Origin of the sequence: Methylobacterium mesophilicum SR1.6/6, assembly GCF_000364445.2 — a bacterium.
GTDB classification, from domain to species: domain Bacteria; phylum Pseudomonadota; class Alphaproteobacteria; order Rhizobiales; family Beijerinckiaceae; genus Methylobacterium; species Methylobacterium mesophilicum_A.
This window is the reverse complement of sequence record NZ_CP043538.1, coordinates 86219-99429: the sequence shown is the minus strand read 5'-3', so window position 1 is coordinate 99429 and position 13211 is coordinate 86219. Positions and strand designations below refer to the sequence as shown.

Sequence of the window (13211 nt, the reverse complement as noted above, 5' to 3'; positions counted from 1 at the left end):
CTGCCGCTCTGTTCCTGCGACGCGTATGCCGTCCCGAACCGCCACGCCGGAGCGCACCCGAGCCCCGGATACGCCGGCCGTCCCGCGGGTTGGCCCTGAGGATCGGCCGTCCGGCCGGGCGCGCGGGAGAGGGACACAGCATGGCCGACACGCCGGACGACACGCAGGCCCAGCGGAGGCCCGGCGGCAAGCCGGAGAGCGCCGGGCTCGCGAACACGCCGCTCGACACCGCGACCGGGACGGTCAAACCGCAGGACGGCCCGATGGAGCGGGCCGGCACCGAGAAGGAGGAGGCGCGCCGGGGCGGCACGAGCCTCGGCGCGAAGCGCGACCGGCCGGGCGGCCGGGCGTGAGCCTGCGGCCCGCGCCGGGCCGTGATCCGAGCCAGCAGACGAGGCAGAGAGGAAGACGCATGCAGTACCGCCACAAGCCCCTGCGCGAGCAGGTGATCGTCATCACGGGCGCCTCCAGCGGGATCGGCCTCGCCACGGCCCGCGCGGCGGCCCGCCGCGGGGCCCGCGTCGTCCTGGCGGCGCGCAACGGCGCCGCCCTCGACGACATCGCCCGCGACATCCAAGAGCGCGGCGGCGAGGCCCGGGCGGTGGTGACCGACGTGTCGAGCCGCGCCGACATCGAGGCGCTCGCCGCCGAGGCCGTGCGCGCCTATGGCGGCTTCGACACCTGGGTGAACAATGCCGGCCTCTCGATCTTCGGCCGCCTGGAAGAGGTCTCGGACGAGGACCACCGCCGGCTGTTCGACGTCAATTTCTGGGGGATCGTCTACGGCTCGACGGTGGCGCTGCAGCACCTGCGCCAGACCGGGGGGGCGCTGATCAACCTGGGCTCGGTCGCCTCGGACCTCGCCTTCCCGATCCAGGGCATGTACGCCGCCTCCAAGCACGCGATCAAAGGTTTCACCGACGCGCTCCGCATGGAGCTGCAGGAGGAGGGCGTCCCGGTCTCGGTCACGCTCATCAAGCCGGCCTCGATCGACACGCCCTTCCCGGAGCATGCCAGGAACTACATGGCGCAGGCTCCGAAGCTGCCGCCGCCGGTCTACGACCCGGAGGACGTGGCGAAGGCGATCCTGCACGCCGCCGAGCACGGCCCGCGGGACCTCTACATCGGCGGCGGCGGCAAGATGATGAGTTCGCTGCGCAAGCGCGCGCCCGCGGTGAGCGACTGGATGGGCGCGGCGATGATGGCCAAGACCCAGAAGGCCGGGATAGCCGGCAAGGACCGGAACGGCGCCCTCTACGAGGCCGGCCGCGACGGGTCCGTGCGCGGCGGCTCGCCCCATCACGTCATGCGCAGCACCTACACGCAGGCCTCGATCAATCCGGTCCTGACCGGGATCCTGCTCGCGGGCGCCACGGCGGCGGCGGCCACGCTCCTGTCCCGCCCCGGGCGCTCCTAGTCGCGCCCGCCGCGCGCGGCGCGGCCGAATGTTTGTTTCCAGACAATTATAGCACAGGTCACCCTTCATTCAGGCCCGATGACCGATGGACCCGCGCCTCGCGCGAGTCCATCCGGCGCGAGTCCGAACAGAAGGTCAGATCATGATGCACGTGAAGATGCTCGCGGCCGCCGCGGCCGTCGTCGGCGGGCTCGGCCTCGCCTCCGCCGGTGCCGCCCCCCTGGCACCCGTCGCGGCCGACACGATCACAGGCCCGGCGGGTCTCAGCACCGTCGCGTACGGCTGCGGCCCCGGCTGGGCGCCGGGCCCCTACGGGCGCTGCCGCCCGATCTACGGCCGGCCGCGCTTCTACGGTCCACGCTGCTTCTTCCGCCCGACCCCCTTCGGGCCGCGGCGCGTCTGCCGCTACTGAGGCGAATACGGGCGGCGGCCGGCTCCGCCGAACCGTGACGCGCGCCACGGGTTGATCCGGGGGCGGGCGGCCTCTCCGCGAAGAGGCCGCCCGCCCCGCCTCGCGCGGTCGCACCCCTGCTGCAGCCTCTGCACCGGAATCCGGCGGCCTCGGACGAGACGGGCATTGAGGCACGAAGACGTGCGGCTCGGCCGCGATCGGGAGCGCCCATGGCCCGGGATCTGAGCGGCGGCGCCCACCTTTCTCCGGAGGAACGCGCGGCCGGCGAGCGTGCCGGCCGGAAGCACCTCGGTGCGGACGGGCGCCCGCAGGCGCACCCCGGGCCGGACCGGGGGACGGAGGATCGGGGGCAGGTGCGGCGCAGGCCCCGAAGCCGCCCGGACGCACCGGGAGACGGTGTATCAGCCCCGCCCGGGCCGTCAGCGCCCTGCGGCCCGCGCCGGGAATAAGGCCGGCCGCTTGCCGGTTCCCGATGCCATGGCGTAGCGCTCAGGGCGAGGCACCCATGGCTCAACGGTTTCTCGACAGGGCGGGCGCGGCTCGGCACGCCGCATGACGACCCTGGCCCGCGCGCGCTTCAGCCAGCTCGTCCTCCCGCGCCTCGACGAGGGTTACCGGCTCGCGCACTGGCTCACCGGCAACGCCACCGACGCCGAGGACGTGATGCAGGAGGCGTGTCTGCGCGCCTACCGGGCCATCGAGGGCTTCGCGGAGGGCAACGCCCGGGCGTGGTTCCTGACCATCGTCCGCAACACCGGCTATTCCTGGCTGCAGCGGCACCGGCCGAAGGCGGTGATCTTCGCCGAGGATCTCACCCCCGAGGCCCGCGCCGAGCTGGAGGGCGGCGGCCTCCTGGCCGAGGCGCCGGTGACGCCCGAGGCGGCCGTCATCGCCCGCGACGAGGCCGGGCAGCTCGCCCGCGCGGTCGACGCGCTGCCGGTCGCCTTCCGGGAGGCGCTGGTCCTGCGCGAGTACCACGGCCTCAGCTACCGGGAGATCGCCGCGGTGACGGGCGTGCCCATCGGAACCGTGATGTCGCGCCTCGGCCGCGCGCGGCAGCACCTGCTGACCCGGCTCGCGAAGGACGGGCGATGATCGACGACGACGAAACGCTCCTGCTCCTCGGCGCCTACCTGGATGGCGAGCTGTCGCCCGGCGAGGTCCTGGCCATGGAGCGCCGCCTCGCGGCCGAGCCGGGCCTGCGGGCGGCGGCCGAGCGCCTCCGCGGCCTCTCGGCCGGCCTGCGGGAAACGCTGGCGCGTCCGCCCAGCCCCGCATCCCTGCGCGGCCGCGTGATCGCGGAGGTCGGCTTCTCCGACCCGCCGCCGGGCCGCAACCTCTGGCACAGACCTTGGCGCGGGTTCTGGATGGGGTCCTGGATGGGATCCTGGCCGGCTCTGGCCGCGACGCTCCTCCTCGGCCTCGCCGGCGGCGCGACACTCGGTGGCGGCGCCTTCCGCCTCGACCGTCCTGACGCCGTGGCGACGGGCGCGGCCGTGCTGGCCGGGCATCTGCGCGGCCTCGCGGCGCCCCAGCCCTTCGACATCGCCTCCTCCGACCGCCACGTGGTCAAGCCCTGGTTCAACGGCCGCACCACGGTCGCCCCCGACGCGCCGGACCTCGCCGACCAGGGCTTCCCACTGGTCGGCGGCCGGATCGACATCGTCGGCGGCGCCCCCGTGCCGACCCTGGTCTACCGCAAGGACCGGCACGTGATCAGTGTCACGGTCGTCCCCGCCACGGACGGGCCGGGGCCGGGCCAGGAGCGGCGGGACGGCTCGACGATCGAGCGGTGGCGTCTCGGCGACCTTACCTACTGGGCGGTGTCGGACCTCAACCTGCGCGATTTGCGCGCCTTCGTGGACCTGTTCCGATCCCGGACCGGACGGCCGGGCTAAGCGCGGCCGGGCGGGAATCACCAGCCGCCGGGAATAACCGCCGCCGCCGCCGGGTTTGTCATCCCGTCGTCCCGCCGCTCTGATGAGGATCCGCGCGTGATCGCTCGACCAGACCCGGAGTTCCGCGACGCGCGGGGCGCCGAGACCGCGCCCGGCGCTGGGCGTCCGTGGCGGCTCATCGCCGGCGGGGTCACCCCCGTGCCCCCGGACCCGGGCCTCGTGGAGGCGGCACTCCATCTCCTGGCCGAGCGTTTCGAGCAGGGGCTGGCGGTCACCGACCGGTCCGGGCACGCCCGTTTCCTGAACCGTGCCGCCCGGGCCTTCATCGGCCGGGGCCTCCTCCGCCTGGAGCATGGCTGCCTGCGCGGTCCCACGCCCGAAGCCGGCGCGGCCCTGCGCCGGATCCTAGCGGCCTGCGCCGCCGGCCGCGGCGGCGCCACGCGCCTCGACGGGAAGGGCGGCACGCTGCTGGTCGCAGCCTGCGCGATCCCCGGCGCGCCCGACCCGGCCGGTGCCGGCGCCGTGCTCCTGCGCCTCATCGATCCCGCGGACGCGCCGTTGCCGGATCCGGACGCGCTCCGGAACCAGTTCGGCTTCACGCCCGCCGAGTCGGCCCTGGCGCTGGACATCCTGGCGGGGAACGATCTGGCAGCGAGCGCGCGCCGGCGCGGGATCACCCGGAATACGGCGCGTGTCCACCTGCGTCGCCTCTTCGAGAAGTCGGGAACCCGGCGCCAGGCGGAACTGATGCGCCTGCTCCTGCTCTGGCCGCAACCACTCGCTCAAGCGGACGACAGCCCTAAAATATTCGCACGCAGTTCGATCAGTAGTCCAAACGGAGGATGCACAGATACGAAAATACAGCGACGCTGAAAACGCCGAACATGAACATATCATTAATCATTCGGCGCAGCGGAGGCTGTCCTGATGCTCATCTCGTACCTGAAATCTGCCCAGAAACGCCGTATTTCGGCGCGGAATTTCCGCGTCCTGTCGGCGCTCGACGACGCGATGCTGCACGACATCGGCCTGGACCGGCGGACGTTGCAGACCTTCTGCGAGAACGGCTGCACGCACAATCCCGCCCCGCCGAGCCGGCCGGCGGCGCCCTGGACACCCGGCGTGCTGGGCGCCGCGTTCCGCTGAGCCGTCCTGCACCTGGCAGGACCGGTCAGATCGCGATGCAGATCTTGCCGAAGTGGCGGTTGCTCTCCTGATGCCGGAACGCCGCCACGAGTTCGTCGAGGGGATAGCGGCTGTCGACCACCGGCCGCAGCCCGCAGGCCTCGATCCCCCGGACCATCTCGATCTGGTGGCGGCGACTGCCGACCAGGACGCCCTGCAGGCGGATCTGGCGCAGCAGCGCCGGCACCAGGGGCAGTTCCCCGGCCACGCCCGACAGGATGCCGATCACCGAGATGTGGCCGGCGACCCGCACGGCCGCCATGGACTGCTCCAGCGTCCCCGGCCCGCCCACGTCGAGGACGTGATCGACGCCGCGCCCGTCGGTCAGGCGCCGGGCGGTCTCGCCCCAGGCCGGGTCGGCGCGGTAGTTGATGACGTGGTCGGCGCCGAGGCCGCGCAGGCGCTCCAGCTTGTCGTCGCTGGAGGAGGTGGCGATCACCGTGGCGCCCGCCGCCTTGGCGAATTGCAGGCCGAACAGCGACACGCCGCCCGTGCCCTGAACCAGCACGACGTCGCCGCTCTTCAGGCCCGCATCGGCGTGGAGCGCCCGCCACGCGGTGAGGCCGGCAGTGGTGAGGGTCGCCGCCTCGGCGTGGTCCCAACCCTTCGGGGCGTGCGTGAAGGCCGTGGCTGTCGCGGTGACGCGCTCGCGGGCGTAGCCGTCGACCCCATCACCCGGCACGGTGGCGAACCCCTCGACCAGCGGCGCCCCCTCGGCCCAGGTCGGGAAGAACGTGCTGACCACCCGGTCGCCCACGGCGAATTCGGCCATGCCGGAGCCCACCGCCTCGACCTCGCCGGCGCCGTCGGACATCGGGATCCGGGGCTCGCTCGGCCCCCACATCCCGCTGACCACCGCATAGTCGTGGTAGTTGAGGGAACTCGCCCGCAGGCGCACGGTGATCTCGCCGGGCCCGGGCTTCGGCACCGCCCGCTCGCCGAAAGTCACCCTGTCGAAGCCGCCGCCCGGCTGGACGATCACGGCCCGGGCTGTCGATCCGGTCATGAGGCACCTGTCGCTCCGCGGCCCTGGCCGCCGGGAGCCGGAAGCTGGCAGGCCGCGTGGCCGAAGTCGAGGGGGCCGGGCCGCCTCGGTCCGCCGGGGGTGGGGAGGGCGGCCCGCCAGGGGGGCTCCGGCCCTGATCGGCGCGTCCGTGCCCTTGCCGCTGCGCAACGCCGGCGGCAAGGTCATCGGTCCCATCACGCCCGTGGAAGGATGAGAGACCGTGTCGACCGAGCGCGTCGTTCTGACCGAAAGCATAGCGCCGACGGCGTCCAGGATCTTCACGCAGGCCGGGATCGGCGACATCCGGCAACTTCCTCGCGCCGTCAGCCCTGACGACGGCGGTGATCTTGCCGGCGCCACCGTGCTCGGCATCCGCTCGCGCACGCACGTCACCGCCGCGCTTCTCGACGCCCTGCCCGATCTGGCCGCGATCGGCTGCTTCAGCGTCGGGACCAACCAGGTCGACCTCGACGCGGCGCGTGCCCGGGGGCTGCCCGTGTTCAACGCGCCGTTCTCGAACACGCGCAGCGTCGCCGAACTGACGATCGGCGAGATCGTGATGCTGCTCCGGCGCATCGTGCCGCGCTCGATCGCCGCGCATGAAGGCGGATGGGACAAGTCGGCCACCGGCGCCTTCGAGGTGCGCGGCAAGACGCTCGGGATCGTCGGCTACGGCAATATCGGCGCGCAGCTCTCGAATCTCGCCGAGGCGATGGGCATGCGCGTCATCTTCTACGACCTGACCGACAAGCTGCGCCACGGCAACACCGAGCCGGCCGAGAGCTTCGCGGCGCTGCTCGCCGTCAGCGACGTGGTCAGCCTGCACGTCCCGGAGACGCCGCTGACCCACGGGCTGATGAGTGCGGAGCGCATCCGCGCGATGAAGCCGGGCGCCTGCCTGATCAACAACAGCCGGGGCACGGTGGTGGATCTGGACGCCCTGGCGGCGGCCCTGCGCGACGGGCACCTCGGCGGGGCCGCGATCGACGTCTTCCCGGTCGAGCCCCAGTCCAACGCGGAGCGCTTCGTCTCGCCGCTGCAGGGCCTGCCGAACGTCATCCTCACCCCCCATGTCGGCGGCTCGACGGAGGAGGCCCAGGACCGCATCGGCGCGGAGGTGGCCCGCAAGCTGGTCGAGTATGTCCAGACCGGTTCGACGCTGGGCGCGGTGAATTTCCCGCAGGTTCAGCTGCCGCCGCGCCTGTCCGGCGCGCGCTTCCTCCACGTGCACCGGAACGTGCCGGGCGTGCTCGGGCAGATCAACGCGATCTTCTCGAGCCGGTCGCTCAACATCGATGCCCAGCACCTGCAGACGGATGGCGAGTTCGGCTACGTCGTGGTGGACGCCTCGGTGGGACCGGGGGAGGCGGAGGCGGTGCTCCGCGCGCTGCGGGCGATCGACGGCACCGTGCGGACCCGGCATCTCCGGCCGGCGGGGGTGTGATTGTCCGCCGGCCGGCGGCTGTCGTGCGCTCCTCTCACGGCAAATGAGCGCGAGCAGCTCCGCGGCCCTCCCTCCCCCCTCTGCGGGGGAGGGGGATCCGCGCGCCCTTCGTTTCAGTGCCGCGGCAGCGTGTGCAGCGCCCTCAGGAAGGCATCGACCTCCGCGCGGGTGTTGTAGAAGGCGAGCGAGGCCCGCACCGACTGGTCGACTCCGAACCGGCGCAGGGCCGGCAGGGCGCAGTGGTGACCCGAGCGCACCGCGATGCCGTGCGCATCGAGGTGGTGGGCCACCGCCTCGTTCTCCTGCCCCTCGATCACGAAGGACATCACGCTCGCCTTCTCCCGGGCGGTGCCGATCAGGCGCAGGCCCTTCACGTCGGCGAGGCCTCCCTGCGCGTATTCCAGGAGGTCGTGCTCGTAGGCGGCGATCGCCGGCAGGCCGATCCGCTCCAGGTAGTCGAGCGCCGCCCCGAGGCCCATCGCCCCGGCGATGTCGGGCGTGCCCGCCTCGAACTTCTCCGGTGCGCCCTTGTAGACGGTCCTGGCGAAGGTGACGTCCTCGATCATGTGGCCGCCGCCCTGCCAGGGTGGCATCGCCTCCAGCAGGTGCGTCTTGCCGTAGAGCGCGCCGATGCCGGTCGGCCCGAACACCTTGTGGCCGGAGAAGACCAGGAAGTCGGCGTCGAGGGACTGCACGTCGAGCGGTATGTGCGGCGAGGATTGCGCCGCGTCGACCAGCACCGGCACCCCGTAGGCGTGGGCGAGCTGGATGATCTCCCGCACCGGGTTCACGGTGCCGAGCGCGTTGGCCACATGCGTCACCGAGACGATCTTGGTGCGGCCCGACAGCAGCGCCGCGTATTGCTCGAAGATGATCTCGCCGCGGTCGTTGACCGGGATCACCCGGAGCGTCGCCCCGGTCTGCTGCGCCAGCAGCTGCCAGGGCACGATGTTGGCGTGATGCTCGATGGTCGAGACGATGATCTCGTCGCCCGGGCCGATATTGGCCCGGCCGTAGGAATTGGCGACGAGGTTGATCGCCTCCGTGGTGCCGCGCAGGAAGACGATATCGTCCTTCGAAGGTGCGTTGAGGAAGCGGCGCACCGCCTCGCGGCCGCCCTCGAACAGGTCCGTCGAGCGCGCCGCCAGGGTGTGGGCCGCCCGGTGGATGTTCGAGTTGTGCCGGGCGTAGAATTCCGAGGTCGCGTCGATCACGGCCTGCGGCTTGTGGGTGGTGGCGGCGTTGTCGAGCCAGACCAGCGGGTGGCCGTTGACGCTCTGATGCAGGGCCAGGAAGTCCCGGCGGACGTGCTCGACGTCGAAGGGCGCCCCCACCGGGCTCGACCCGAGGGCCGTCAGCCGCGGCGCCGGCCCGGGATAGCGGGCCGGCTCCACCCGCGGACTCGCCGGCGCCTTCCGGGCCGGAAGGCTGATATCCAGGAAGTAGTAGTCGGAGACCGGCGCCCCGGCACCGGCCTTCGCCGGAGCGTCCGGCAAGAGTTGCGGGGCGAGCGCGTGCGCGAATGCGTTGGCGCGCGGGTGGTCCGCGGCGATCTGCCGGTGCAGCTCCGGACCGCCGGGGACGGCGGCCGCCAGCGCCGGAGCACCGGGGAAGGAGAAGTCCGGCAGGACGGGGCGCAGGCTCGCCGGATGAACCGGCGGGATCGCCGCCACGTCTGCGAAGGCCGGGCTCGCGGGCGCCAGGTTCGGTGCGGTCGGGCCGGAGAGGCCCGGCAGGCCGACCGGCGGCGCCCCGAAGGCGCGCGCCGCCAGCGCCGACGCGTCCGGCTGAAAGCCGGCGGGCTGGCCGCCCGTCGGCACCGAGGGGACGCCGAGGGGCGCGCTCGGCAGCGGCGCGCCGCCGGGGCCCTGGGGCAGGGCCTCGAGAGCCTGCGGGAGCTGGGGGCCGGCGGGGATCGCCGGGGCGAAGGGCTGGCTCGCGGCCTGACCCTGCCCGTAGATCTCCCGGGCGAGACGCCCGACGAGATCCGCGTGCAGGAGGTCAGCCTGAACCGGATCGCCCGGGCTCGCCCCGGGCAGCCCGAGGGCGAAGGCCTCAGGCGTAGTCATGGTAGTTGCCCAGCAGCACGTTATCGAGGCGGGCGATCGCGTCCTCGACCAGCACGGCCGCCGAGAAGTAGCGGGTCACGAGGTGCGAGGCGATCGAGTGGTCGTTGGTGCCCATGTAGCGCACCGACAGGCCGGGCTCGATCTCGCCGGTCACGCCGGATTTCTGCAGGCCGACCACGCCCTGCTCGCCCTCGCCGACCCGCAGCAGCAGGATCGAGGTGGTCTCGGCGCCCGTCACCGGGTCGATGTCGACCGGCAGCTTGTCGCTCGGCACCAGCGGCACGCCGCGCCACGTGATGAACGGGGCGCCGAACAGGTGCACCACCACCGGCGGCACGCCCCGGCGGGTCGCCTCCCGGCCGAAGGCCGCGATGGCGCGGGGATGGGCCACGAAGAAGGCCGGCTTCTTCCAGACCAGCGTCAGCAGCTCGTCGAGGTCGTCCGGGGTGGGCGGGCCGCCGCGGGTGGGGATGCGCTGGCGCGGGCCGACCTCGCCCAGAAGGCCGAACTGCGCGTTGTTGAGAAGCTCCCACTCCTCGCGCTCCTTCACGGCGTCGACCGTGAGGCGGATCTGCTCGCGGAGCTGGTCGATCTCGTTGGAGTAGAGGTCGGTGACGCGGGTGTGAGTGTTGAGGATCGTCTGGATGGTCGAGAGGTGGTACTCGCGCGGATCGACCTCGTAATCCACGAAGGTCGTGGGCAGGCGCGGCTCGCCGGTATGGACCGCCAGCAGCTCGATGCCCTGCTCGCCGTACGAGTTGGTGTGGCCCTTCAGTCGGTCGCGCTCCTCGCGGTACTGGGCGATCTTGGCGCGGATCTCGTCGTTCTCGACCGCGGCGGCGTCGAGGGTCAGGAGGGTCACCGCCGACAGGGCCTTCACGGCCGGGGCCGGGGCGCTCTCGCCGGCGAGGCCGGCATCGCCGAAATAGTCGCCCTTCGTGGCCAGGCCCTGGCGCAGGCGGCCCCTGTAGGGGCCCGACAGGGTCAGCTCGACCGTGCCGTCGGCCACCACCACGAGGCTGCGGCCGGAGGAGCCCTCCTCGTGGATCACCTCGCCGGCCTTGTGCCGGCTCTCGGTGAACTTGGCCGCCAGCGCCGCCAGCTCGGCATCGCCCAGCCGGCTGAACAGCGGCACGGAGCGAAGGGAGGCGGGGCGGATCACCCGGCCCTTGCTGTCCTCGGCGGCGAGGTCGATCCGGCCGGGGCGCGCCAGCACGACGGCCCGGCGGTTGACCCGGTAGACCCCGCCCGCGACGTCCACGAAGGGCAGGAGCCGCAGGAGCCAGCGCGGCGTGTTGGCCGCGTTCTGGACCGAGGTGACGGTCGCCGTCGCTAGATTGCGTGCCGCCGTGGCGCTGACACTCAGACCCGGTCCCGTCATCGTTCGTCCTCACTCGTCAGGGTTGCAGGCGCGCCGCATCGGCCCGCGCGACGGCGGCCCGCCCCGCGGGGATGCGGGGTGCGCGCGATCTGTAAGACTTAAGTCATGATGACGATGTCGATCCGATATCTCGCATCGCCATCAGTCAAAAATTGATTTCTTGGGCTGATTTGCAATCATCACCCGCCGAAAATCCGGACCCAGAACGTCCGTGTTCCGGTGAGGATGAGATAAAGTCCGATTCGCCCCGGCGTCAACGAAACAATGTTCTCAATTTACACGCCATCTTGGACGTTGATTCCTTGGTACGTCCGACACATAGAACATCGTCTCGATAATGACGGCTTCGTCGAGAAGATAATTTCTCACGGTCGCGACAGGGCGCGGCGGGTCGGCGACTTTGTTTTGCGGGAAGGATTTTCCGCGCGTCAGATTCCGTCGCCGTAACCGAAGGACTGGTCCATGCTGAGCGCCGGCTCCTCATCCACCGGCAGGCGCGAGACGACCCGGGCGGGCACGCCCGCCACGGTCGTGTGGGGCGGGACGTCCTGCAGCACCACGGCGGCGGCCGCGACCTTGGCGCCCGCGCCGACCCGGATGTTGCCCAAGACCTTGGCGCCGACGCTGAGCAGCACCCCGCGCTCGATCTTGGGATGCCGGTCGCCGCTCTCCTTGCCGTTGCCGCCGAGCGTGACCGACTGGAGGATCGACACGTCGTCGGCGATCACCGTGGTCTCGCCGATCACCACCCCTGTGGCGTGGTCGATGAACACCCCCGAGCCGATCCGGGCCGCCGGGTGGATGTCGCAGCCGAACACCTCGGAGATGCGGCTCTGGACGTGGAGCGCCAGGGTGGCCCGGCCCTGGTGCCAGAGCCAGTGGCCGACCCGGTAGGCCTCCAGCGCCGCCAGCCCCTTGTAGAACAGGAACGGATCGAGGTAGCGGCGGCAGGTGGGGTCGCGCTCGCGGATCGCCACGAGGTCGCGCACCGCACGGGCGCCAGCCTGCGGATCCGCCTCGAATGCGGAGAGGCACAGGTCGCGCATCGACAGCCGGGCCAGGTCGCCGTCCCCGAGGCGGTGGGCGAGGCGGTAGGCGAAGGCCTGGGCCAGGGAGCGCTGGTCGAGGATCGTCGCCTGGATGATCCCGGCATAGAGCGGCTCCTCGATCAGGGCCGCCTCGGCCTCGGCGCGCAGGGCCGCCCAGACCTCGGATTCCCCGGTGCCGCGGCTCGTGATGCGCAGGGGCGGCTGCGCCGCGACCAGGCCGGCCGGCGGGCGGCCGAGGGGCTGACGGTCGAACGCGTACGGGCTCACCGGGCGGCTCCTCAATGCACACGCCGGAACAGGTCGGGCAGGTAGCGCTCCAGGGTGTCGTGGCCCTGGAACTGCACATCCACCGTGGCGCCGCCCTCCTGGCCGCCCTCCTGGCCGCCATCCCGACGGTGGACACCCACCACCCGGCCGCGGGCGTGGCGCCAGATCCCCAGGATCTCGGCGAGGTCGAGCCGCTCGAACACGACCTCGTCGCCCTGCCGCATCGACGCTGACGGGCCGGCGTCGGCCTCGCCGGGCCGGCCGGTTCCGGCCGTCCGATTCGGCGGCGGTGCGGACCGGGTCGGCCCCCGAACCCGGCCGCGGGAAGGCTCTTCCGGGCGCCCCCGGAGAAGGGAGAAGGTTTCGGTCGCGTGCCGTCCCATCCGGAGCATGATTTCCGCTAAGTGCCTGCAATAGAACGATTTTCAAGGATGCGGCACCGTTTTGCAAGCCCGTGCGGCGGCCTTCGTGACCTGCGGGGGCAAGCAGAGGGCCGCGGCGCCGGCGGCCCCGGACTCCACCTTGTGCTCCAAGATGCGCCTTTCACGAACAACCTGCACCTCAAGTCGTCACCACTTTGGCAGCACATTCTCGGGCCGGCTCCTTAGATTGAGGCCGTCGACGAACCAGTCGATCCTTAGACGATGGAGGGTACGGTGACCGCCACCCTAGATCAGATCGCTCCGACGACTTCGCACTGTCTGCCGTGTTGCCGCGTCCGAGACGAGGAAAGCGCACGACACCAGACATGGAAGGCGACCAGCGATGCTGACCTATGAGACCACCCACACGCCACACCGAGACCGGATCGCCACCGCGGCGGTCCACGGACCCCGCATCCCGTTCCGCCTGAGACACCCCTCGCTGTCGGCCCACGAGCAGGCCGCCCTGGCGAACGCCGTCGATGACGGCCTGATGCCCGACGAGGTGGCGCAGATCCTCGCCGGCCGGCGGGTGGCCGAGGCCTTCCCGGTCCGTCGGGGCGAGAGCCCCGCGGCCTACGCCTCCCGGGCCGTGTCCGAGATGTTCGTCGCCTACCTCCAGTAGGCGCCCCGGCCGCTCCGATCCTCCACGATGGACATT

Annotated in this window: 14 protein-coding genes; 9 read left to right on the top strand and 5 right to left on the bottom strand. The window is 72.1% G+C overall.

Going from position 1 to position 13211, the window contains the following annotated elements; translation table 11 throughout:
- The first annotated feature begins 140 nt into the window (after window positions 1-140).
- The 7 genes from MMSR116_RS00455 to MMSR116_RS00425 all read left to right on the top strand — a co-directional run bounded on the left by MMSR116_RS00455 (window position 141) and on the right by MMSR116_RS00425 (window position 4873).
- Entirely contained in the window at window positions 141-353 is a 213-nt protein-coding gene (locus tag MMSR116_RS00455) for a hypothetical protein (RefSeq protein ID WP_010685723.1), read from the top strand.
- 59 nt (window positions 354-412) lie between these two features.
- Window positions 413-1417, top strand: a complete 1005-nt coding sequence (locus MMSR116_RS00450) for an SDR family oxidoreductase (RefSeq protein ID WP_010685722.1) — start codon at window positions 413-415, stop codon at window positions 1415-1417.
- 142 nt (window positions 1418-1559) lie between these two features.
- Entirely contained in the window at window positions 1560-1829 is a 270-nt protein-coding gene (locus tag MMSR116_RS00445; RefSeq protein ID WP_039894130.1) for a GCG_CRPN prefix-to-repeats domain-containing protein, read from the top strand.
- A 552-nt stretch (window positions 1830-2381) separates the two neighbouring features.
- Window positions 2382-2924, top strand: coding sequence for a sigma-70 family RNA polymerase sigma factor (locus MMSR116_RS00440; protein ID WP_010685720.1), 543 nt, complete (start codon window positions 2382-2384; stop codon window positions 2922-2924).
- Window positions 2921-3727, top strand: a complete 807-nt coding sequence (locus MMSR116_RS00435; protein ID WP_010685719.1) for an anti-sigma factor family protein — start codon at window positions 2921-2923, stop codon at window positions 3725-3727. The genes MMSR116_RS00440 and MMSR116_RS00435 overlap by 4 nt, the downstream gene beginning before the upstream one ends.
- A gap of 96 nt (window positions 3728-3823) precedes the next feature.
- The gene (locus tag MMSR116_RS00430) at window positions 3824-4600 is read left to right on the top strand and encodes a helix-turn-helix transcriptional regulator (protein WP_010685718.1); all 777 of its coding nucleotides are present in this window, start codon (window positions 3824-3826) and stop codon (window positions 4598-4600) included.
- A 54-nt stretch (window positions 4601-4654) separates the two neighbouring features.
- Entirely contained in the window at window positions 4655-4873 is a 219-nt protein-coding gene (locus MMSR116_RS00425) for a DUF1127 domain-containing protein (protein WP_010685717.1), read from the top strand.
- A gap of 25 nt (window positions 4874-4898) precedes the next feature.
- Here MMSR116_RS00425 and MMSR116_RS00420 read toward each other — a convergent pair whose 3' ends face one another.
- Window positions 4899-5918 (bottom strand): zinc-dependent alcohol dehydrogenase family protein, encoded by a 1020-nt coding sequence (locus tag MMSR116_RS00420; protein WP_010685716.1) that lies wholly within the window; start codon window positions 5916-5918, stop codon window positions 4899-4901.
- A 220-nt stretch (window positions 5919-6138) separates the two neighbouring features.
- On the opposite strand from MMSR116_RS00420, the gene serA reads away from it, so the two are divergent.
- A complete protein-coding gene (serA, locus tag MMSR116_RS00415) occupies window positions 6139-7362 on the top strand; it encodes a phosphoglycerate dehydrogenase (protein ID WP_010685715.1) in 1224 nt (407 codons plus the stop codon).
- Window positions 7363-7475: 113 nt separating this feature from the next.
- Here serA and MMSR116_RS00410 read toward each other — a convergent pair whose 3' ends face one another.
- The 4 genes from MMSR116_RS00410 to MMSR116_RS00395 all read right to left on the bottom strand — a co-directional run bounded on the left by MMSR116_RS00410 (window position 7476) and on the right by MMSR116_RS00395 (window position 12352).
- A complete protein-coding gene (locus MMSR116_RS00410; protein WP_010685714.1) occupies window positions 7476-9431 on the bottom strand; it encodes a family 2A encapsulin nanocompartment cargo protein cysteine desulfurase in 1956 nt (651 codons plus the stop codon).
- Window positions 9418-10812 (bottom strand): family 2B encapsulin nanocompartment shell protein, encoded by a 1395-nt coding sequence (locus MMSR116_RS32175; protein WP_010685713.1) that lies wholly within the window; start codon window positions 10810-10812, stop codon window positions 9418-9420. Before MMSR116_RS32175 ends, MMSR116_RS00410 begins: the two co-directional genes overlap by 14 nt.
- A gap of 428 nt (window positions 10813-11240) precedes the next feature.
- Window positions 11241-12077, bottom strand: coding sequence for a serine O-acetyltransferase (cysE, locus tag MMSR116_RS00400; RefSeq protein WP_039894165.1), 837 nt, complete (start codon window positions 12075-12077; stop codon window positions 11241-11243).
- Between the two features lie 62 nt (window positions 12078-12139).
- A complete protein-coding gene (locus MMSR116_RS00395; RefSeq protein WP_010685711.1) occupies window positions 12140-12352 on the bottom strand; it encodes a hypothetical protein in 213 nt (70 codons plus the stop codon).
- A gap of 541 nt (window positions 12353-12893) precedes the next feature.
- Between MMSR116_RS00395 and MMSR116_RS00390 the strand changes: the two genes are divergently transcribed.
- Window positions 12894-13175: a hypothetical protein gene (locus tag MMSR116_RS00390; RefSeq protein ID WP_010685710.1), complete on the top strand. Its 282-nt coding sequence runs from the start codon at window positions 12894-12896 to the stop codon at window positions 13173-13175.
- Window positions 13176-13211 lie beyond the last annotated feature (36 nt).